This is a genomic window from Streptomyces saintjeani, from assembly GCF_055409605.1.
The window spans coordinates 583,781-605,644 of sequence record NZ_CP189624.1 but is presented as its reverse complement, the minus strand read 5'-3'; the positions used below and the strand labels follow the sequence as shown (position 1 = coordinate 605,644).

At 69.9% G+C, this 21,864-nt stretch carries 17 protein-coding genes and 1 pseudogene; 14 read left to right on the top strand and 4 right to left on the bottom strand.

Translation table 11 applies throughout. From position 1 onward, the window contains the following. Positions 1-76: 76 nt before the first annotated feature. The 4 genes from ACQCO7_RS02815 to ACQCO7_RS02800 all read left to right on the top strand — a co-directional run bounded on the left by ACQCO7_RS02815 (position 77) and on the right by ACQCO7_RS02800 (position 4,018). A complete protein-coding gene (locus ACQCO7_RS02815; protein WP_464070274.1) occupies positions 77-1,162 on the top strand; it encodes an S-(hydroxymethyl)mycothiol dehydrogenase in 1,086 nt (361 codons plus the stop codon). Between the two features lie 174 nt (positions 1,163-1,336). Beyond that, positions 1,337-1,699 carry a bifunctional 3-phenylpropionate/cinnamic acid dioxygenase ferredoxin subunit gene (locus tag ACQCO7_RS02810; protein WP_055718138.1) on the top strand — a complete coding sequence of 121 codons (363 nt, stop codon included), beginning with the start codon at positions 1,337-1,339 and terminating at the stop codon, positions 1,697-1,699. Continuing rightward, positions 1,696-2,856, top strand: a complete 1,161-nt coding sequence (locus ACQCO7_RS02805) for an NAD(P)/FAD-dependent oxidoreductase (protein WP_464070273.1) — start codon at positions 1,696-1,698, stop codon at positions 2,854-2,856. Before ACQCO7_RS02810 ends, ACQCO7_RS02805 begins: the two co-directional genes overlap by 4 nt. Before the next feature lie 34 nt (positions 2,857-2,890). Further along, positions 2,891-4,018, top strand: coding sequence for an aromatic ring-hydroxylating oxygenase subunit alpha (locus ACQCO7_RS02800; protein ID WP_464070272.1), 1,128 nt, complete (start codon positions 2,891-2,893; stop codon positions 4,016-4,018). A 19-nt stretch (positions 4,019-4,037) separates the two neighbouring features. Here the strand turns inward: ACQCO7_RS02800 and ACQCO7_RS02795 are convergent, their stop codons facing one another. Beyond that, complete coding sequence (locus tag ACQCO7_RS02795) at positions 4,038-4,835, bottom strand: IclR family transcriptional regulator (protein WP_464070271.1); 798 nt, start codon at positions 4,833-4,835, stop codon at positions 4,038-4,040. Positions 4,836-4,986: 151 nt separating this feature from the next. Between ACQCO7_RS02795 and betA the strand changes: the two genes are divergently transcribed. Beyond that, positions 4,987-6,657: a choline dehydrogenase gene (gene betA, locus ACQCO7_RS02790; protein WP_464070270.1), complete on the top strand. Its 1,671-nt coding sequence runs from the start codon at positions 4,987-4,989 to the stop codon at positions 6,655-6,657. A 324-nt stretch (positions 6,658-6,981) separates the two neighbouring features. Here betA and purU read toward each other — a convergent pair whose 3' ends face one another. Further along, on the bottom strand, positions 6,982-7,854 hold the full coding sequence (purU, locus tag ACQCO7_RS02785; protein WP_464070269.1) for a formyltetrahydrofolate deformylase: 873 nt from the start codon (positions 7,852-7,854) through the stop codon (positions 6,982-6,984). Positions 7,855-8,087: 233 nt separating this feature from the next. Here purU and ACQCO7_RS02780 point away from each other — a divergent pair, with 233 nt between their 5' ends. From ACQCO7_RS02780 to ACQCO7_RS02755, 6 genes and pseudogenes are all read left to right on the top strand, one after another. Next, entirely contained in the window at positions 8,088-9,557 is a 1,470-nt protein-coding gene (locus tag ACQCO7_RS02780; protein WP_464070268.1) for an aldehyde dehydrogenase family protein, read from the top strand. Positions 9,558-9,586: 29 nt separating this feature from the next. Beyond that, a complete protein-coding gene (locus tag ACQCO7_RS02775) occupies positions 9,587-10,663 on the top strand; it encodes a quaternary amine ABC transporter ATP-binding protein (RefSeq protein ID WP_010356173.1) in 1,077 nt (358 codons plus the stop codon). Then, positions 10,660-12,636, top strand: coding sequence for an ABC transporter permease (locus ACQCO7_RS02770; protein ID WP_464070267.1), 1,977 nt, complete (start codon positions 10,660-10,662; stop codon positions 12,634-12,636). Before ACQCO7_RS02775 ends, ACQCO7_RS02770 begins: the two co-directional genes overlap by 4 nt. Beyond that, positions 12,633-13,592: an ABC transporter substrate-binding protein gene (locus ACQCO7_RS02765; RefSeq protein WP_464070266.1), complete on the top strand. Its 960-nt coding sequence runs from the start codon at positions 12,633-12,635 to the stop codon at positions 13,590-13,592. Before ACQCO7_RS02770 ends, ACQCO7_RS02765 begins: the two co-directional genes overlap by 4 nt. A 192-nt stretch (positions 13,593-13,784) precedes the next feature. Next, a complete protein-coding gene (locus ACQCO7_RS02760) occupies positions 13,785-16,223 on the top strand; it encodes a GcvT family protein (protein WP_464070265.1) in 2,439 nt (812 codons plus the stop codon). 11 nt (positions 16,224-16,234) lie between these two features. Continuing rightward, positions 16,235-16,687 (top strand): annotated as a pseudogene (locus ACQCO7_RS02755) (tetrahydrofolate dehydrogenase/cyclohydrolase catalytic domain-containing protein); the annotation flags it as partial. Between the two features lie 55 nt (positions 16,688-16,742). Here the strand turns inward: ACQCO7_RS02755 and ACQCO7_RS02750 are convergent. Then, positions 16,743-17,150, bottom strand: a complete 408-nt coding sequence (locus ACQCO7_RS02750; RefSeq protein ID WP_464070264.1) for a nuclear transport factor 2 family protein — start codon at positions 17,148-17,150, stop codon at positions 16,743-16,745. A 123-nt stretch (positions 17,151-17,273) separates the two neighbouring features. Continuing rightward, positions 17,274-17,960, bottom strand: a complete 687-nt coding sequence (locus tag ACQCO7_RS02745; protein WP_464070263.1) for a hypothetical protein — start codon at positions 17,958-17,960, stop codon at positions 17,274-17,276. Positions 17,961-18,315: 355 nt separating this feature from the next. Here ACQCO7_RS02745 and asnB point away from each other — a divergent pair, with 355 nt between their 5' ends. From asnB to ACQCO7_RS02730, 3 genes are all read left to right on the top strand, one after another. Beyond that, a complete protein-coding gene (gene asnB, locus ACQCO7_RS02740; RefSeq protein ID WP_464070262.1) occupies positions 18,316-20,157 on the top strand; it encodes an asparagine synthase (glutamine-hydrolyzing) in 1,842 nt (613 codons plus the stop codon). Between the two features lie 326 nt (positions 20,158-20,483). Further along, a complete protein-coding gene (locus ACQCO7_RS02735) occupies positions 20,484-21,110 on the top strand; it encodes a hypothetical protein (RefSeq protein WP_464070261.1) in 627 nt (208 codons plus the stop codon). Between the two features lie 83 nt (positions 21,111-21,193). Next, complete coding sequence (locus tag ACQCO7_RS02730; protein ID WP_464070260.1) at positions 21,194-21,862, top strand: type 1 glutamine amidotransferase domain-containing protein; 669 nt, start codon at positions 21,194-21,196, stop codon at positions 21,860-21,862. The last annotated feature ends 2 nt before the right edge of the window (positions 21,863-21,864 follow it).

The following is a 21,864-nucleotide window of genomic DNA, read 5'->3' as shown; positions in this document are numbered from 1 at the left end:
CCCGCCACTCCCCGATGCTGTGTTGCGCAACTTGAGATGCGTACCGCAATGAGCAACATCGAACTCGGGAGTGGCCATGGCTCACCAGGTCCGTGCTGTCGTCGCGCGAGGAAAGGGCGCCCCCGTCTCCCTGGAGACGATCGTCGTGCCGGACCCGGGTCCGGGGGAGGCCCTGGTGAAGGTCGAGGCGTGCGGGGTCTGCCACACCGACCTGCACTACCGCGAGGGCGGCATCAACGACGAGTTCCCCTTCCTCCTCGGGCACGAGGCGGCGGGCGTCGTCGAGGCGGTCGGGGAGGGAGTCGCGGACGTCGCTCCCGGCGACTTCGTGATCCTCAATTGGCGCGCGGTGTGCGGGAACTGCCGGGCCTGTCTGCGCGGGCGCCCGCAGTACTGCTTCGACACCCACAACGCCCGGCAGAAGATGACCCTTCTCGACGGCACCGAACTCGCCCCGGCCCTCGGTATCGGCGCCTTCGCCGAGAAGACCCTCGTCGCCGCCGGCCAGTGCACCAAGGTCGACCGGGCCGCCTCCCCGGCCGTCGCCGGGCTCCTGGGCTGCGGCGTGATGGCCGGGATCGGCGCCGCCATCAACACCGGGAACGTCGGACGCGGTGACACGGTCGCCGTCATCGGCTGCGGCGGCGTCGGCGCGGCGGCCGTCGTCGGGGCCTCGCTGGCGGGCGCGGCGAAGGTCATCGCCGTCGACATCGACGACGCCAAGCTGGAGACGGCGGCGAAACTGGGCGCCACCCACACGGTCAACTCCCGTGGTGCGGACGCCGTCACGGCGATCCAGGAGCTGACCGGCGGCTTCGGCGCGGACGTGGTGATCGAGGCGGTCGGCAGGCCGGAGACGTACAAGCAGGCTTTCTACGGACGGGACTTGGCCGGGACGGTCGTCCTCGTCGGTGTGCCCACGCCCGAGATGAAGCTCGAACTCCCCTTGCTGGACGTCTTCGGGCGGGGCGGCTCGCTCAAGTCGTCCTGGTACGGGGACTGCCTGCCGTCCCGGGACTTCCCGATGCTGATCGACCTCTATCTCCAGGGGCGGCTGCCGCTCGACGCGTTCGTCACCGAGACGATTCAGCTCGACGAGGTGGAGAAGGCGTTCGACCGGATGCGTCAGGGGGATGTCCTGAGGTCGGTCGTCGTGTTCTGACGATCTGTCACATTCATTGCCGGACGCGCCTGTTCCGCCTGCTCACGCGGGTGGGGCGGGCGCGTCCGGCTGTCCGGGAAACCCCGCCTTTGGACTTCTTGACAACGGTTCGGGGCGGCTCCACACTGGCGTTGCGCTTACCGCAATCCGTTTCGCTATACGCACCGAGGTGTCATGATGATTCCCGCGTGCCGTCTCGCGGACCTGCCGCGAGGCGAGGCATACCGGCTCGACATCGACCCGCCCGTCTCGGTGTTCCACACCGACGACGGCGAGGTCTTCGCCATCGACGACACCTGCACCCACCAGGACGCCTCACTCGCGGACGGCTGGCTGGAGGGCTGCGAGGTGGAATGCCCGCTGCACGCCTCGAAGTTCGACCTGAGGACCGGCGCGGTGGACTCCCCGCCCGCCAAACTCCCGGTCCGCACCCACGAGGTGGTCGTCGAGGACGGCATGATCCACGTGAAGGTGTCCACCGAGGCCCCCAACCTGCCGCCCTGCATGGCGTCCCGGCTCGCCCAGGGGACCGCGTGAGAACGGTCGCCGTGGTCGGCGCGTCGCTGGCCGGCCTCTCGGCGGCCCGCGCCCTGCGGGCCCAGGGGTACGACGGCCGGCTGATCGTCGTGGGCGACGAGATCCACCGCCCCTACGACCGGCCCCCGCTCTCCAAGGAGTTCCTCGCCGGCACGTACGGCGAGGCCGAACTCGCCCTGGAGACGGCCGACGAGGACCTCGACGCCGAATGGCTGCTCGGGGCCCGCGCCACCGGACTCGACGCGGGCGCACGAGAGTTGAGGCTCGCGGACGGCCGGCGGATCATCGCGGACGGCTTCGTCGTCGCCACCGGCGCCGCCGCCCGCACCCTCCCCGGCGCCGAGAACCTTGCCGGGGTGCACACCCTGCGCACACTGGACGACGCCCGCGCCCTCAAGGCCGAACTCGCCGCCGGTGGACGGCTCGTGGTGATCGGCGGCGGCTTCATCGGCGCCGAGGTCGCCTCCACCGCGCAGGCCCTCGGCCTGGAGGCGACCGTCGTCGAGGCCGCCCCCACGCCGCTCGCCGGACCTCTCGGCGCCGACATGGGCGCGGTCGTCTCCGGCCTCCACACCGACCACGGCGTACGGCTCCTGTGCGGGGTCGGCGTCAAGGGGCTCGGCGGCGAACGGCGTGTGGACGCCGTGCTGCTGGAGGACGGGCGCAGCCTCCCCGCCGACATCGTCGTCGTCGGCGTGGGCGCCCGGCCCTGCGTGGAGTGGCTCGCCGGCTCGGGCGTCCCGCTCGACAACGGCGTCAAGTGCGGCGCGGACGGCCGGACCGGCGTACCCGGCGTGGTCGCGGCCGGCGACTGCGCGAACTGGTACGACCCGCGTACGGGCGGCCACCGGCGGGTGGAGCACTGGACCGGCGCACTGGAACGCCCGGCCGCCGCTGTCGCCGCGCTGCTCGCGGGGGACGGCGCCGTGACGCCGGGGACCCCGCGGCCCCCGTACTTCTGGTCCGACCAGTACGGCGTACGCATCCAGTTCGCCGGACACGCGGCCGGTGCCGACCGTGTCACCGTCGAGGCGGGCAGCGCCGACGCGCGCGACGTCCTCGCCGTCTACCGGCGCGGGGAGACACCCGTCGCCGTCCTCGGGATGAACCAGCCCCGCCTGTTCACCCGCTGGCGCAAGCAACTCGCCGCCGCCTGAACGACTTTCCCCGACGCAACCCGAGGAGTGCCCCGTGACCTCGACCGGCCTGCCGGACAGCCTCATCGCCACCCTCCCCGGCTCCTCCTACACCGATCCCGGGATCTTCGCGCGGGAGCAGGAGCGCATCTTCGAGACCATGTGGTTCTGCGTCGCGCGCGCGGCGGACCTCCCGAAACCGGGGGCGTTCCGCACCGTCGACGTGGGACGCGAGTCCATCCTCGTCACCCGCGCCCGCGACAACTCGGTCCGCGCCTACTTCAACGTCTGCCGGCACCGCGGCGCCAAGCTGTGCACGGAGGAGACCGGCGAGGTCAAGCGCGCGTTCCAATGCCCGTACCACGCCTGGACGTACGACCTCACCGGCAAGCTCGTCGCCGCGCCCAACCTGACGAAGATGCCCGACGTCGGGCGGACCGAGTACGGCCTCGTGAGCGTGCACGTGCGCGAGTGGCTCGGCTATGTGTGGGTGTGCCTCGCCGAGAACCCGCCGTCCTTCGAGGACGACGTGATGGGCGCGGTCGTCGAGCGGCTCGGGGACACCGAGTCCATCGACCACTACGACATGGCGAACCTGTCGCTCGGCAAGCGGATCGTGTACGACGTCAAGGCCAACTGGAAGCTCATCATCGAGAACTTCATGGAGTGCTACCACTGCGCGACGATCCACCCCGAACTGACCGAGGTGCTCCCGGAGTTCGCCGACGGGTACGCCGCCCAGTACTACGTCGGGCATGGCGCCGAGTTCGGTGACGACGTCCAGGGGTTCACCGTCGACGGCTCCGAGGGGCTCGACCGCATCCCCGGGGTCGCCGAGGACCAGGACCGGCGGTACTACGCGATCACCGTCAAGCCGCAGGTGTTCATCAACCTGGTGCCCGACCACGTGATCCTCCACCGGATGTACCCGATGGCCGCCGACCGCACGGTCGTCGAGTGCGACTGGCTGTACCTGCCGCACGTCGTCGAGTCCGGCAAGGACGTCAGCCGGTCCGTGGAGCTGTTCCACCGCGTCAACCAGCAGGACTTCGACGCGTGCGAGCGGACCCAGCCCGGCATGCACTCGCGGATGTACGCGAAGGGGGGCGTGCTGGTGCCGAGCGAGCACCACATCGGGGAGTTCCACGACTGGGTGCTGGAGCGGCTGGGGGAGCCCAGGTGAACCCGACCAGCCCAGGGGGTCAGCCCAGGTGCCCCATCCGGCGGCTGATCTCCTCCGCCCCCTTCAGCAGCACCGGCGCGAACTCGTGCAGCCGGTCCTCCGTGAAGCGGTACGCCGGTCCCGACGCGCTCAGCGCCGCGATCACCTCGCCGTCCCGGCCCCGGACCGGCGCCGCCATCGCGTGCAGCCCGACCTCCAGCTCCTCCAGCGTGTAGGCGTAGCCGCGCTCCAGCGACTCGGCGAGGTTCTTCTCCAGCCTCGTCTTCGCGGTGATCGTGCGCGGCGTGAGCTTCTTGAGCCCGGCCTCGGCCAGCAGCGCGGCCCGGTCGGTCGCCGGGAGCGCCGCGAGCAGCACCTTGCCGCTGGACGTCGCGTGCAACGGCGTGAGCTGGCCGACCCAGTTGTGTACGGCGACGGCTCCGGGACCCCGTACCTGGTACAGGTTGATCGCGTAATGCTCCTGGAGCACCGCGATGTTGACGGTCTCGCCGATGTCCTCGGCGAGCCGCTCGCAGATGGGCCGCGCCTGCTGGGTGATGTCTATGCGCCCGGTCACCGCGCCCGCGAGCCGGACGATGCCGAAGCCCAGCCGGTACTTGCCGCGTTCACCGGCCTGTTCGACGAGTCCGCGCGACTCCAGCGCGCCGAGCAGGCGGAACGCGGTGGACTTGTGAACGTCGATCTCCGCCGCCACCTCGCTGACTCCCGCTTCGCCGCGCTGGGCGAGGATCTCCATGACGCTGATCGCACGATCGACCGACTGGACCCCGCCGGCCTGGGAAGTGGACGTCTCGGTATCAGGCGTGTAGTTGCTCACAGTGAAACTATACGCGCGGTAAACAACGCGGCTGCAAGCAACACGGTCGTAGCAAACTCGTTCCAAGTTGCGCTTACCGCAACCTGGTGCGCATGGCGCGCTCAGCACTAGCATTCCCGGCGTACCAATGGCGCGAGGGAGACGAGGCACCATGGCAACACCCCACTACGACTTCGTCATCGTCGGCGGCGGCTCGGCAGGCAGCGCACTGGCGAACCGCCTCTCCGCGAACCCGGCGAACCGGGTCCTGGTCCTGGAGGCGGGGCGCAGCGACCACCCCTGGGACGTCTTCATCCACATGCCCGCCGCACTCACCTACCCCATCGGCAGCCGCTTCTACGACTGGAAGTACGAGTCCGAGCCCGAGCCCCACATGGGCGGGCGGCGCGTCTACCACGCGCGCGGCAAGGTCCTCGGCGGCTCCTCCAGCATCAACGGCATGATCTTCCAGCGCGGCAACCCCATGGACTACGAGCGCTGGGCCGCCGATCCCGGCATGGAGAGCTGGGACTACGCGCACTGCCTGCCCTACTTCCGGCGGATGGAGAACTGTCTCGCCGCCGACCCCGACGACCCCTTCCGGGGGCACGACGGGCCCCTCGTCCTCGAACGCGGGCCCGCCTCCAACCCGTTGTTCGGCGCGTTCCTCAAGGCGACCGAGGAGGCCGGGTACGCGCCCACGTCCGACGTCAACGGCTTCCGGCAGGAAGGCTTCGCCGCGTTCGACCGCAACGTCCACCGCGGGCGGCGCCTGTCCGCGTCCAAGGCGTACCTCAAGCCCGTCCGCAAACGCCCCAACCTCACCGTGAAGACACGGGCGTTCGTCACCCGGGTCCTTTTCGAGGGCAAACGCGCGGTCGGCGTCGAGTACGAACGCGGCCCCGGAGCCGCCCAGCAGGTCCGCGCCGGCGAGGTCATCCTGTGCGGCGGCGCCATCAACTCCCCGCAGCTCCTCCAGGTCTCGGGCATAGGCAACGCCGAGGAACTGAGCGCCCTCGGCATCGACGTCGTCCACGACCTGCCCGGCGTCGGCGAGAACCTCCAGGACCACCTGGAGGTGTACGTCCAGTACGCCTGCAAACAACCCGTCTCCATGCAGCCGTACATGGCGAAGTGGCGGGCCCCCTTCATCGGCCTCCAGTGGCTCTTCCGCAAGGGTCCCGCCGCCACGAACCACTTCGAGGCGGGGGGCTTCGCGCGCAGCAACGACGACGTCGACTACCCCAACCTGATGTTCCACTTCCTCCCGATCGCGGTCCGCTACGACGGCTCGTCACCGGCCGGGGGGCACGGCTACCAGGTCCATGTGGGCCCCATGTACTCCGACGCGATCGGCTCGGTGAAGATCACGACCAAGGACCCCCGGGTCCACCCGGCCCTGCGCTTCAACTACCTCTCCACGGAGCAGGACCGCCGCGAGTGGGTGGAGGCGATCCGGGTGGCCCGCGACCTCCTGAGCCAGCCGGCGATGGCCCCCTACAACGACGGCGAGATCTCCCCGGGCCCGTCCGTGGCCTCCGACGAGGAGATCCTCGCGTGGGTCGCCAAGGAGGGCGAGACGGCCCTCCACCCGTCCTGCACCTGCAAGATGGGCACGGACGAGATGTCGGTGGTCGACCCCGGGTCGATGAAGGTCCACGGCGTGGAGGGCCTGCGCGTGGTCGACGCCTCGGTGATGCCCTACGTCACCAACGGCAACATCTACGCCCCGGTCATGATGATCGCGGAAAAGGCGGCGGACCTGATCCTGGGCAAGACCCCGCTGCCGGCGTCGGAGGCGGAGTACTACCGCCACCGGGACGCACACAAGCAGGTGGGTTAGCCGTACACGACGGTAGGTGGAGCCGGAGTCCGGCTCCACCCACCGCTTCAGCTATCGGCACCCTCCCGCCTCCCCGGCACCAACACGGCGAGTGTGCTGCGCGCTTCACGCCGCAGAGCACGGCTACGGGAGAACGTAGCGGTGAGGGCGATGAGTGAGACGGTGCAGCCGTAGAACGTGGCAGCGATGCTGGAGAGGAGCCCGACCGACACCGGGCACGCACCCTTCTTCCCCCGTCCGGCCCGCGCGTCAGATCAGGCGGGCGCCGATGCGTTTCCCCTCCACCATACGAGAGCCGTCAACTCGGCGGTAGTGGGCGACGGTTCACCGGAACACCACCGTCCGGTTCCCGTCCACCATCACCCGGCTCTCGCTGTGCCACTTCACCGCATGGGCCAGTACCTGTGCCTCCACGTCCCGCCCCACCGTCACCAGATCCCCCGGCGCCAGTGAGTGGTCCACCCGTGTCACGTCCTGCTCGATGATCTGTCCCTCGTCGAGGTCGGGCGTCACGTAGTGCGCGGTGGCCCCCACCAGCTTCACCCCCCGCAGGTGCGCCTGGTCGTAAGGCCGGGCCCCCTTGAAGCTCGGCAGGAAGGAGTGGTGGATGTTGATGGCCCGTCCTTCGAGCTGCTTGCACAGGTCGTCCGACAGGACCTGCATGTAACGCGCGAGTACCACGAGATCGACGTCGAGATCACGCACCAGCTCCAGCAACCGGGCCTCGGCCTCGGGCTTCGTCTCCTTGGTGACCGGGATGTGGTGGAACGGCACCCCGTAACTCTCGGCGAGCCCCTCGAAGTCCCGGTGATTGGAGACGATCGCCGGGATCTCGATGTTGAGCGCGCCCGAACGCCCCCTGAACAGCAGGTCGTTGAGGCAGTGCCCGAACTTGGAGACCATGATGAGGGTCCGCGTCGGCGTGGCGGCGTCCCGCAGCGTCCAGGTGATGTTGTACGCCTGGGCGACGGGCCCGAACCGCAGCCGCAGCGGCTCCAGCTCGCAGGCGGGGTCGGTCACATCGAAGTGGACCCGCATGAAGAACCGCCCGGTCAGCCGGTCGTCGAACTGCTGACTCTCCAGGATGTTCCCGGAGTTGCGGACGAGGAACCCGCTCACGGAGTGCACCAGCCCGGCGCTGTCGGGGCAGGAGAGGGTGAGCACGAACTCACGGCCGGATCGTGTACGAGGGGACATGCTGGCCTCCGTTGATGCGCATGACACAACGCGGTGAGCGATACGCAACATGGTCGGGCGATGCTGAGGGGAGGTCAAGGCCACCGGGTCAACTGCCCGGTTGGCAAATCGTCACCGGCGAACCCCTTGACGACGCTCTGTCGGTTCGTCACTGTGTTCCACCACAAGCAATCAGATGCACTATGCGCAACGAATCTCGATACGGGGCATTTTCTTCCGGAAGGGCACGGCGCGTGGCAGACCTGTACGTGGACGGCGAGTGGCGGGATTCGGCCGCCGGAGGACGCCGCGAGATCCGATGTCCCGCCGACGGCACCCCCGTCGCGACGGTCGCGGAGGCGGCCCGCGAGGACACGGAAGCGGCGATAGCGGCGGCCCGCCGAGCCTTCGACACCGGCCCCTGGCCCCGCACCCCCGAACGCGACCGGGGCGCGGTCCTGCTGCGCACGGCGGACCTGATCGAGCGCGACACGAAGGAATTCGCCCGCGCCGAGTCCCTCGACACGGGCAAGCGCCTCGTGGAGAGCGAGTACGACATCGCCGACGTCGTCTCCTGCCTGCGCTACTACGGCGGCCTCGCCGGCACCTCTGCCGGCCGCGTCATCGACACCGGCCGCGACGACGCGATCAGCCGCGTCGAGTACGCCCCGGTAGGGGTCTGCGGACTGATCACCCCGTGGAACTACCCGCTGCTCCAGGCGAGTTGGAAGGTCGCCCCGGCGCTCGTCGCGGGCAACACGTTCGTCCTGAAGCCCAGCGAACTCACCCCCTCCACCGCGATCCTCCTCATGCGGGCCCTCGAAGAGGCCGGCCTCCCGCCGGGCGTCGCGAACCTCGTCCTGGGCGCCGGAGCCGAGGCGGGCGCCCCCCTCGCCGACCACCCCGACGTCGACCTCGTCTCCTTCACCGGCGGCGTGGAGACCGGCAAGCGCGTGATGGCGAGCGCCGCCGCCACTGTCAAGAAGACGGCCCTGGAACTCGGCGGCAAGAACCCCAACGTGGTCTTCGCGGACGCCGACTTCGAGACGGCCGTCGACTTCGCGCTCACCGCCGTCTTCCTGCACTCCGGCCAGGTCTGCTCGGCAGGAGCCCGCCTCGTCGTCGAGGACTCCTTGCACGACCGCTTCGTCGACGAGGTCGTCCGCAGGGCGCGGCTCATCCGCCTCGGCGGCCCGTTCGACGCCGACGCCGAGACCGGCCCGCTGATCTCCGCGGCGCACCTCGCGAAGGTCGAGGCGTACGTCGCGGCGGGCATCGCCGAGGGCGCCGTCCTGCGCTGCGGCGGCGAGCGGCCGACCGGCCCCGCGCTCGCGGACGGCTTCTACTACCCGCCGACCGTCCTGGACGCCTGCACGCAGGACATGCGCGTCGTGCACGAGGAGTCCTTCGGGCCCGTCCTGACCGTGGAGCGGTTCACGGACGAGGACGACGCCGTACGCATCGCGAACGACACGGAGTACGGCCTCGCGGGAGCCGTGTGGACCGAGGACGCGGGGAAGGCCCAGCGGGTCGCCCGGCGGCTGCGGCACGGCACCGTGTGGATCAACGACTACCACCCCTATGTGCCGCAAGCGGAATGGGGTGGCTTCGGGCGCTCGGGAGTGGGCCGGGAGTTGGGACCGACCGGCCTGGACGAATACCGGGAGCCCAAACACATCTGGCAGAACATCCGACCCCGGCCGCAGCGCTGGTTCAGCGGCTGAGGCCGGGACACCTGAAAAGAGGTCCGACTGTGCTCCCCACACAGACCGAGGTGCCCCAGCGGCGCGGCACACCCAAGGACTCGGACGGTACGCCGGTCATCTCCGTGCGTGACCTGTGGAAGGTGTTCGGACCGAAGGCCGACAAGGTCCCCGGCTCCGAGGAACTGAGCGGCCTCGGCCGCCGTGAACTCATGGACCGCACCGGCTGTACGGCCGCCGTGCGCGACGTCGGCTTCGAGGTGGCCCCCGGCGAGGTCTTCGTCGTCATGGGCCTGTCCGGCTCCGGCAAGTCCACCCTGGTGCGCTGTCTCACCCGGCTGATCGAACCCACCTCGGGCGAGATCGTCTTCGAGGGCGAGAACATCCGCGACGCCGACCCCGCCCGGCTGCGCGAGCTGCGCCGCCGCAAGTTCTCCATGGTCTTCCAGCACTTCGGCCTCCTCCCGCACCGCAAGGTCGTCGACAACGTCGCCTTCGGCCTGGAGATCCGGGGAGCCGGCCGCGCCGAGCGGATGAAACGGGCGCTGGAGGTCGTCGAGTTGGTCGGCCTCTCCGGCTACGAGAACTCCTATCCCGACCAGTTGTCCGGCGGCATGCAGCAACGCGTGGGCCTCGCGCGGGCGTTGGCGGGCGACCCGGAGGTCCTCTTCTTCGACGAACCGTTCTCCGCGCTCGACCCCCTGATCCGCCGCGACATGCAGAGCGAGGTCGTCCGCCTGCACCACGAGGTCGGCAAGACCATGGTGTTCATCACCCACGACCTCTCCGAGGCCCTCAAACTGGGCGACCGCATCCTCATCATGCGCGACGGCAAGATGGTCCAGTGCGGCACCGGCGACGAACTCGTGGGCGCCCCGGCCGACGACTACGTCAAGGAGTTCGTGCGGGACGTGCCGCGCGGGGACGTCCTCACCCTGCGCTGGATCATGCGCCCCGCGCGGGACGACGACGCCCTCGACGGCCCCGAACTCGGCCCCGACGTCGTCGTACGCGAGGCCACGCGGGCCGTGCTCGCCGCCGAGAAACCCGTGAAGGTCGTCGAGAACGGGCAGTTGCTCGGGATCGTCGGGGACGAGGAGATCCTCGCGGTGGTGGCCGGGCGATGACGACAGTCCTGGAGAAACCCACAGAGTCCGCCGGACCACCGGAAGTTGACGCACCGTCAGCAAGCAGGATCACCCGGCCCCGGCTGGTGGCGGCCATTCTCGCGGCGTGGCTGCTCCTGTTCGCCGTCCTCAAGGGCGAGCAGACCCTGTCGCTCGCGGCGGCCGATCTCACCGACCTGCACCGCTGGTTCAACGACGTCAACGACTCGATCGGCGCGAACCGCGACTCCAACCCGCTGTTCGAGTACTTCTTCAACGACATCCGCACGGCGATCGACCATCTCGTCGTGTTCGTCCAGGAGTTGATCTCCCAGCCGACGGACGGCCGGCCCGTCCCGCAGATCGGCTGGTTCGGGGTCGTCGGGATCGTCGCCCTCGTCTCCTGGGCCTTCGGGAACTGGCGCGTCGCGCTCCTCGCGGCGGCCGGCTTCACCTTCCTCGGACTGCAAGGTCTGTGGCAGGAGAGCATGGACACCTTCGCGCTCACCCTCTCGGCGGTCCTCCTCGCCCTGCTGGTCGGCATCCCGCTGGGCGTGTGGGCGGGGGTCTCCGACCGGGTGAACCGGATCCTGACCCCGTTCCTCGACTTCATGCAGACGATGCCGACCTTCGTCTACCTGGCCCCGCTGACCCTGTTCTTCCTGATCGGCCCGGCCTCCGCGACCATCGCCACCCTCATCTACGCGGCCCCGCCCGCGATCCGCATCACCGCCCACGCCATCCGCGCGGTCCCCCCGACGACCGTCGAGGCCGCCGAGTCCCTCGGCGCGACCAGGGGACAGGCGCTGCGCAAGGTCCTGCTCCCCATGTCACGCCGCACGGTCGTGATGGGCGTCAACCAGACCATCATGGCCGCGCTCGCCATGGTCACCATCGCCGCCCTCATCGACGCGCCCGGCCTCGGCAAGACCGTCGTCCAGGCACTGCAATCCCTCGACGTCGGCACGGCGTTCAACGCGGGCCTGGCGATCGTCGTCCTCGCGATCGTCCTGGACCGCGTCACCACGGCCGCCGCCGAACGGGGACGCTCCTCCTTCAGATGGCGCCGCCACCTCCTCGCGGCCGGCGCGGCGGGCGTCGCCTTCATGATCTACCTCTCCCACACCTATGTCTGGGCCGCACAGTTCCCCGGCAGCGGACAGACCGGCGAGAAGATCGCGAGCGCCGCCGACTCCGCGACGACCTGGGCGCAGGACCACCTCTCCGGCCTCACCAACGGCCTGCGCGACGCCGTCACCACCGGTCTCCTCAACCCCTTCCAGACCCTCCTCACCGACTCCCCGTGGTGGCTCGTCGGCCTCGCCCTCGCCGGGATCGGCACGGTCCTCGGCGGCGTACGCGCCGGGATCACGGCGGCGGTCTGCGTCGGACTCCTGATCGGTACGGGCCTTTGGTCCGACGCGATGACGACGCTCGCCTCGACGGCCGTCGCCACCGTCATGGTGATGCTCCTCGGCATCGTCTTCGGCGTGTGGATGGGCCGCAGCCGCACGGCCGACCGCGTCCTGCGGCCGACCCTGGACGCGGCGCAGGTCATGCCCCCGTTCGTCTACCTGGTGCCGTTCCTCGCCCTGTTCGGCGCGACCCGGTTCACGGCGATCGTCGCCGCCGTGGTGTACGCCGCCCCCGTCGCCATCAAGATCATCGCGGACGGCGTACGGAACGTCCCGGAGACCACCGTGGAGGCGGCCACCTCGGCCGGCGCGGGCACCTGGCAGCTCGTCACCAAGGTCCAGCTCCCCATGGCGCGCGGCGCGTTGACCCTCGCGACCAACCAGGGGCTGATCTACGTCCTGTCGATGGTCGTCGTCGGCGGCCTGGTCGGCGCGGGCGCGCTCGGGTACGACGTCGTCGCCGGGTTCTCGCAGGGCCAGCTGTACGGCAAGGGGCTCGCCGCCGGGCTCGCGATCGTGCTGCTCGGCGTCATGTTCGACCGGATCACGCAGGCCGCCGCGCAAAGGACGACCCGATGACACTTCACAGGCGAGCCGGCCTCGGCGCCCTGGCGCTCTCCCTCACCCTCACCACCGGGTGCGGCTGGGCGAAGGTCAGCGACATGGCGCCCGCCGCGGGCACCCACGGCACGTGCGGCACCTTCAACCTCGCGGTCAACCCCTGGGTCGGCTACCAGGCCGACGCGGCGGTGGTCGCGTACGTTGCGGCCAACGACCTCGGCTGCAAGGTCGTCCAGAAGGACCTCAAGGAGGAGATCGCCTGGCAGGGCTTCGGGACCGGCGAGGTGGACGCCGTCCTGGAGAACTGGGGGCACGACGACCTCAAGGCGAAGTACATCGGCGGCCAGAAGACGGCCGTCCCGGCGGGCTCCACCGGCAACAAGGGCGTCATCGGCTGGTACGTCCCGCCGTGGCTCGCCAAGGCCCACCCCGACATCACGAACTGGGAGAACCTCAACAAGTACGCGGCCAACTTCAAGACCTCGGAGTCGGGCGGCAAGGGCCAACTCCTCGACGGGGACCCGTCGTACGTCACCAACGACGAGGCGCTCGTGAAGAACCTCAAGCTGGACTTCAAGGTGGTGTACGCGGGCAGCGAGACCGCGCTCATCCAGGCGTACCGCAAGGCCGAGAAGAACAAGGAATGGGTGATCGGCTACTTCTACGAGCCGCAGTGGTTCATGACGGAAGTCCCCTTGGTGAAGGTCAGCCTCCCCGCGTACAAGACCGGTTGCGACGCGAACGCCGAGAAGATCGCCTGCGACTATCCCGTGTACGACCTCGACAAGATCGTCAGCGCGCGGTTCGCGAAGTCCGGGTCTCCCGCCTACGACCTGGTGAAGAACTTCAACTGGACCAACGACGACCAGAACATCGTCGCCAAGTACATCGCGGTGGACCGGATGACACCGGAGGCGGCGGCGCAGAAGTGGGTCGAGGCGAACCGGGGGAAGGTCGACGCCTGGCTCAAGTGACGTTGCGGTGAGGCCCGGCAGGCGGAGTGCCCAAGTGCGCTCCGCCTGCCGGGCATTGGCGTTTTCTGGTTGCGGAAAAGGGGTGTTCTCCGGCGCCTCCGGCCCTCTTGACACCCCCCTGCACGCCGGGCACATTGAGTTGCGCAACCTGAAGTGCGTTGCGTACGAAGCAACTCAAGCGGAGGTGCGGCGATGACGGGACCCCGAGTGGTCATCATCGGAGCAGGCGTCGTCGGCGCCGCGCTCGCGGACGAGATCGCGCAGCGCGGCTGGACCGAGGTGACGGTGGTCGACCAGGGTCCGCTGCCGGCCACCGGGGGCTCCAGCTCGCACGCCCCGGGGCTGGTCTTCCAGACCAACTCCTCCAAAACGATGACCGAACTGGCGCGCTACACGGTGGAGAAGTTCTGCTCCCTCGACGTGGACGGCGAGCCCTGCTTCCTCCAGGTCGGCGGCCTCGAAGTCGCCACCACCCCCGAGCGCCTCACCGAACTGGAGCGCCGGCACGGCTGGATCACCGCGTGGGGCGTCGACGCCGAGCTGATCGACGCGGACGCGTGCGTCGCCAAGCACCCCCTGCTGGACCGCTCCCGGGTCCTCGGCGGCCTCCTCGTCCCCACCGACGGCCTCGCCAAGGCCGTCCTCGCCGTCGAGGCCCAGATCCGCCGGGCCACCGAGAAGGGCGTGCGCTTCCTGCCCCGCCACGAGGTGCTCGACATCCTCCAGGACGCCGGCCGCGTCACCGGCGTCCGCACCGACCACGGCGACCTCGACGCCGACATCGTCGTGTGCTGCGCCGGTATCTGGGGCCCGAAGATCGCCCGCATGGCGGGCATGAACCTCCCCCTCACCCCGCTCGCCCACCAGCTCGCCTGGACCGGCCCGGTCCCCGCGCTCGCCGGGCAGACCGAGGAGGCCGTCCGGCCGATCCTGCGCCACCAGGACGCCGACCTCTACTACCGCGACCGGTACGACGGCATCGGCATCGGCTACTACGGCCACCGCCCCATGCCGGTCTCCGCCGACGACATCCTCACCTTCGACGACGACCAACCGATGCCGTCCGTCCTGGAGTTCACCGAGGACGACTTCGCCGACGCCTGGACCGAGACACGGTCGCTGCTGCCCGCGACGCAGGACGCCAAGATCGACGAGGGCATCAACGGCCTGTTCTCCTTCACCACCGACAACTTCCCGTTGTTGGGCGAGTCGCGGGACGTCAAGGGGTTCTGGGTCGCCGAGGCGGTGTGGGTGACACACTCGGCGGGCGTCGGCCGCGCGATGGCCGAGTGGCTCGTCGACGGGTACTGCTCCTCGTTCGACCTCCACGAGTGCGACGTCAACCGCTTCGAGCCGCACCAGCTCACCCCGGAGTACGTCCTCGCCCGCGACTGCCAGAACTTCGTCGAGGTGTACGACATCCTCCACCCGCTCCAGCCCTCCGGCGACCCGCGCCCGATCCGGACCAGCCCGTTTTATAAAAGGCAGGAGGAACACGGCGCGTTCTTCCTGGAGGCGAACGGCTGGGAACGCCCGCACTGGTACGAGGCCAACTCCGCGCTCCTGGAAGGCCGTTCCATCCCCGTCCCCAACGACTGGGCGGCCCGGTACTGGTCCCCGATCGTCGGCGCCGAGGCGCAGGCCACGCGCGAGACCGTCGCCATGTACGACATGACCGCGCTCAAGCGCCTGGAGGTCACCGGCCCCGGCGCGGGCGCGTTCCTGGAGACGCTGACCACCAGCAAGGTCGCCAAGTCGGTCGGCTCGGTGACCTACACGCTGCTCCTCGACCACGACGGCGGCATCCGCAGCGACGTCACCGTGGCCCGCCTCGCCCAGGACCGCTTCCAGATCGGCGCCAACGGCAACCTCGACCTCGACTGGCTCACCCGCCACCTCCCCGCCGACGGCACCGTCCAGGTCCGCGACATCACCGCCGGGACCTGCTGCGTCGGCCTGTGGGGACCCCTCGCCCGCAAGGTCCTCCAGCCCCTCACCGACGACGACTTCAGCAACGACGGCCTCAAGTACTTCCGCGCGAAGCAGGCCCACATCGGCAGCGTCCCGGTGACCGCCATGCGCCTGTCCTACGTCGGTGAACTCGGCTGGGAGATCTACACGACCGCCGACCTCGGCCTGAAACTCTGGGACACGCTGCGCCGCGCGGCCGAACCCCTCGGCGGCGTCATCGCGGGCCGTGGCGCCTTCAACAGCCTCCGCCTGGAGAAGGGTTACCGCTCCTTCGGCACCGACATGACCTACGAGCACGACCCCTACGAGGCGGGCGTCGGCTTCGCCGTCAAGCTCGACAAGGGCGACTTCATCGGCAAGGCGGCGCTGGAACGCCGAAAGACCTCTGTGCGACGGAAGCTGACCTGCCTGACCATCGACGATCCGTACGACGTCGTCCTCGGCAAGGAGCCCGTGTACGACGGGGAGCGCGCCGTCGGGTACGTGACCAGCGCCGCGTACGGCTACACGATCGGCAAGGGCATCGCGTACGCCTGGCTCCCCGCCGAACTCGCCGTGCCCGGCACGGAGTTGCGCATCGGCTACTTCGACCGGCGGGTGGAGGCCGTGGTCGCCGAGGAGCCGTTGTTCGATCCGACCATGTCCCGGCTGCGGGGCTGAGGGGGAACGCGATGGCGGCGCGCCTGCTCGACGGCAAGGCGACCGCCGCCGCACTCCGCAGCGAACTCGCCGACCGGGTGGCCAAGCCGACCGCCACCGGCGCCCCGCCGCCCGGCCTCGGTACGGTCCTCGTCGGCGACGATCCCGGCAGCCGGGCGTACGTCGCCGGCAAGCACCGGGACTGCGCCCAGGTCGGCATCGCGTCGATCCGGGTCGACCTTCCGGCGGACGCGACGCAAGCGCAGGTGGAGGAGGCGGTGGACCGGCTCGACGCCGACCCCGCGTGCACGGGGTACATCGTCCAACTCCCGCTGCCCGCGCACCTGGACGCGAACGCCGTACTGGAACGCATGGCCCCGTCGAAGGACGCGGACGGCCTCCACCCCGTTAACCTCGGCGGCCTGGTCCTGGGCGCCGTGGCACCGCTTCCCTGCACCCCACGGGGAGCGGGGCCGATGACGCGGGCGATGCTGCTGGCGAACGTGGTGGAGGCGGTGGAGAGGAACGCGGCGTGAGCTGTCAGCCGGCACCGTTCAGAGGAACCCGGCGAACCGCCATGCGCCGCCGGCTGATCCGCCAGCCACCCGGCGTACGAACCACCGTGTCGTCATAACTCACCGACCCACAGGACCCGTCGGTCATCACGCCCAGGCCCTTCGAACGGACCTGGGCGCTGTCGGCGTCCGAGGCGACGATGACGACGTTGGTGACGTGATGGGCGACCGGATTGGCCGGTCCCAGCGCGAGAGCGGCTTCGCGGAAGGCGTCGATACCGGTCAGCGCAGGACGGCCGAAGTCGCTGAGGTCGTACACGGCGTCGGGGGTGAGCAGCTCGTCGAGACGGTGGAGGTCACCGTCGTCGACCAGGTGGCCGTGCAGCGCGATCAACTCGTGGATGGCGAGGCGGTCTTCGAGGGGGAGGGGCACGGGACTCCGGGGATTCGGGGCTGGGGGACCGGCTTCGGGTGTGGCCGAGACGCCGATCGCGCCGCCGGGCAGACGGCGGACCGAGCGTACGCCGGGGAGCCGGTCACGCGAGCCGACTGCGGTTCAGCACGGCCGCGATGCGCTGCTCCGCCGTACCTTGATGCTGTCGCTGTGACGTGTGTCGGAGTCCGGTGGGAGAGCCGTGTCGCGCAGCCCGATTTCCGGAGATTCGTCACCGTGGGGGGCCAGATGGCGGCCCTGATAGTCGGTGGCGTTGAGCAGATAGTCGGAGACGGTTTTCGGTACCGGGACCGCGAGAATCTCGAAGACCAGGCCCTTCTGCTCTTCGTTGCCCACCTGAACGGTGTGGGTCCAGTTGCCGGTGGTGGCGGACACGGTTGCCTCGCCGAAGAGGACGTAGTCGTCTTCGCCCACGGCTTGTCCGGCGATCCACAGCCGGTAGCCGTCAGCCAGTTGTGAGCTTCCCCTGAACTCCTGGCAGAGGCCGATCTCGACCTGTTCGTCCCCACGGACCGCGGGATATCTGATCGTGACGGAGGATTCCGGCAGCCCACCGCGCGTGGTGGCGGATGAACCACTCGGCCCCGACGTCACGACCGCCTCTTTGGACTGCCCGCCATCGGCACCCCAGCCGAACGTGTCTCCCAGTACGGGCAGGAACAGAGCGAGACCGCCGAACCCTCCGAGCGCGGCAACAGAGGCGATCGTCTTTCCCCAGCGGCCTGATGTCCCCGGCGTACCAGAACCCTCACCGGCGCTTTCTGGCGATCTGTCGAACTGGTCGGACATCGGATCCACTCCCATGTGTTCCAAGATGCTGGGCCTTGATGATGTTCGCCCGGTTTCCTCCTCGATCCACGGCGGATTCCACTTTCGGTGGGGAAGTTTTTGCCTGTGGCCGGTTCCCGGTGGGTGTGGTCAAGGCGGTGTGCTCAGTCGTAGGTCTGGCCCCGGCAAAGTCCGTCCGAAAGCAGATGGTTACCCAAGGCATCTTTATTACGGTGATGTTGACCGGAGGTCACGCGCGGCGCAGGCTCGGAAGTGAGTGGTGGTTACAACTTGTTCCCTCGACGGGTGTGCTTCCGGCGTGCTTCCGCGCTGGTGAGACGGGGTGCCCGGAAAGGGGCGTGGAGTGGAGGACGTTATGTGTGGCATCGCCGGCTGGGTCTCCTTCGACCGTGAACTGCGGGACGAGGGCGCTGTATTGGATGCGATGACGGAGACGATGGAGTGCCGGGGACCGGACGACCGGGGAGTGTGGGCGGAGGGGCCCGCGGGGCTGGGGCACCGCAGGCTCGCCATCATCGACCTGCCCGGTGGACGGCAGCCGATGACCTTCCCGACGGCGCACGGGACCGTCGCGATGGTGTACTCCGGCGAGGCGTACAACTTCACCGAGCTGCGCCGCGAACTGGAGGCCAGGGGACACCGGTTCACGACCGACTCGGACACCGAAGTCGTCCTGCACGGCTACCTGGAGTGGGGCGACGAGGTCGCCGAACGCCTCAACGGCATGTACGCGTTCGCCGTCTGGGACGGCCGCCGCAGCAAGCTCGTGATGATCAGGGACCGCATGGGCATCAAGCCCTTCTACTACTACCCCACCCCGGACGGCGTCCTCTTCGGCTCGGAACCCAAGGCGATCCTCGCGAACCCCCTGGCCCGCCGCCGCGTCACGCTCGACGGCATGCGGGAACTGCTGACGATGGTGAAGACGCCGGGCCACGCGGTGTGGGACGGCATGGCGGAGGTGGAGCCGGGAACGGTCGTCACCGTGGACCGTGAGGGCCTGCGCCGGCGTGTGTACTGGGAGCTGGAGACGGAGGAGCACACCGACGACAAGGCCACCACGATCGCGACGGTCAGGGAACTCCTCGACGACATCGTCCGCCGCCAGCTCGTCGCCGACGTCCCCCGCTGCACGCTCCTCTCCGGCGGCCTGGACTCCTCCGCGATGACGGCGCTGGCCGCACGCCAACTCGGCGAGCACGGCGAGAAGGTGCGCAGTTTCGCCGTCGACTTCGTCGGCCAGGCGGACCACTTCGTCGCGGACGACCTGCGCGGCACCCCCGACACCCCGTTCGTGCACGACGTGGCCCGCACCGCGCACACCGAACACCAGGACATCGTCCTGGACCCGCAGTCCCTCGCCGACCCGGAGATCCGCGCGAAGGTCATCAGGGCCCGCGACCTGCCCGCGGGGTTCGGCGACATGGACGCCTCCCTGTACCTGCTGTTCAAGGCGATCCGCCGCGAGTCCACGGTGGCCCTCTCCGGCGAGTCGGCGGACGAGGTCTTCGGCGGCTACCTCCAGTTCTTCGACGAGGAGGCCCGCAAGGGCACCACCTTCCCCTGGCTGGTCAGCTTCGGCCGCCACTTCGGCCAGGACGCCGAGACCCTGGACCCCGCCCTGCTCACCGCCCTGGACCTCGACAGCTACGTGGCCGACAGCCACCGGGGCGCGGTCAAGGGCATCCAACGCCTCGACGGCGAGAGCGACTTCGAGTACGGCATGCGCCGCATGTCCCACCTCCACCTCACCCGCTTCGTCCGCATCCTCCTCGACCGCAAGGACCGCGCGAGCATGGCCGTCGGCCTCGAAGTCCGCGTCCCGTTCTGCGACCACCGCCTCGTCGAGTACGTCTACAACACCCCCTGGTCCCTCAAGTCCTTCGACGGCCGCGAGAAGAGCCTCCTGCGCGAGGCGACCGCCGACCTCCTGCCCAAGTCCGTGTACGACAGGGTCAAGAGCCCCTACCCCTCCACCCAGGACCCGGCGTACGCGACCGCCCTGCGCGCCCAGGCCAAGGACCTCCTCGCGAACACCTCCCACCCGGTCTTCGGCCTCGTCGACAGGTCCCGCCTCCACGAGATCGCGCACCGCACCGACTCCGTGAGCGGCCAGGCCGAGCGACGCGGCCTGGAACGCGCCCTCGACCTGGCCCTCTGGCTGGAGATGTACCGCCCGGAACTCAGCCTGAGCTGAGCGCCCAGAACGAGATCGGCGAGTTCGCCCGGAACCCGATCCCCGGATACACCGGCGCCCCCACCGCGCGGCCCCAGACAGGCGTGCACGCCGCTCTTCCACCCCGGTGAAGCGACAACGGCGCCAACATCCCCGTATGGAGGGAGAATTGACGCGAACTCAGGGGTCGCCCCACGGTGCGCACATCTCACGGGGGTATGGATGGCGCACCGTGTACTCCACGGGTACGAGCAACTCGTCGACACGTTCGTCCCCGAGACCGTGGGCCTGGGGCCGCGCGGTACGGGAGCCGCGTCCGGACAGCCGCGCGGCGCCCGGTGATCACCGTGTACGGCGGACGCGGCACGGGCAGGACGGCCGTCTGCGAACAGCTGCACGACGCCCATGCGGGCCGCCTGCACGTCGCGAAGTGGCCGATGCCCGGCGCCCAGCCGATCGGCATGGCCCCGCCCCCCGACCAGGCCACCCCCCTGACCTCCCGCCCGCTCGCGGCGCTCGGCGGGCTGGTGCGCGAACTCGGCGTGGACGTACCGAACTTCGACCGCGTCGACTTCCCCCGCTTCACGTACGGCCTGATGGCGGCCACCACCCTGTACGACCCCCTCGGCACCGGCCACACGGACGGCCCCGCGCTGGCGGACCTCCAGCGCCTCGAACACCGCCTGCGCGCACTGGAGGAGGCCCTGCCGGGCGGCGAACGCCCCCTGTGGGACACGCTCGCCGACATCAAGGAGACCTGGCGGCGGCTGCGCGGCCAGTCCAAGGTGGAGGGCGCGAGCGGCTGGATCTGCCTGAAGAGCGACGGGACGCCGTACGACAAGGCGGTCGCCGTCGTCCGCCTCGTCCCGCCCGCCGCCGGGAGGACCGGCAAGGGCACCCTCGCGTTCCAGGCGGTCGCCTGGCCCACCGGGCGCCCGCTCACCGAGGACATGTGCCGCAACGCGCAGGGGTGACCTCACGGACACGGCTCCGTTGGTGCATCGGTGGTGATTGCAACTAGTCTCGTCGGTACATTCCCCACGCCGAGGAGCGCACCATGGCGAAGATCCTGTTCCTGATGACCGCCGCCGACCAGTGGACCCTGGCCGACGGCACGACCCACCCCACCGGCTTCTGGGCCGAGGAAGCGGTCGTCCCCTACGAGGCGTTCCAGGCCGCCGGCCACGAGGTCACCGTCGCCACCCCCGGCGGCGCCCTCTCCCCGGTCGACCGGAGCAGCCTCGACTCCGACGAGATCAAGGAGGCCCTGGAGAAGGCGACCGGCCTGCGCGAGCCCATCGCCCTCACCGACGTACGCCTTCAGGACTACGACGCCGTGTACGTCCCCGGCGGGCACGGTCCGATGGAGGACCTCGCCGTCGACACCGACTCCGGCGCGCTGCTCACCAGCGCGGTCGGCAGCGGGATGCCGGTCGCCGTCGTCTGCCACGGTCCGGCGGCGCTGCTCGCGGCCGTGAAGGACGACGGCACCAACGCGTTCGCCGGGTACCGGGTCGCCGCCTTCACCAACGAGGAGGAGCGCATCGGCGGGTTCGCCGACAAGGCGAAGTGGCTGCTGGTGGACCGGCTCATCGAGGCGGGGCTGCGGGTCGAGTCCGGTGCGCCGTGGGCGCCGTACACCGTGACCGACCGCAACGTCCTGACCGGGCAGAACCCGGCGTCCTCCGCGCCGCTCGCCGCGCTGCTCAACGAGAGGCTCGGCTGAGT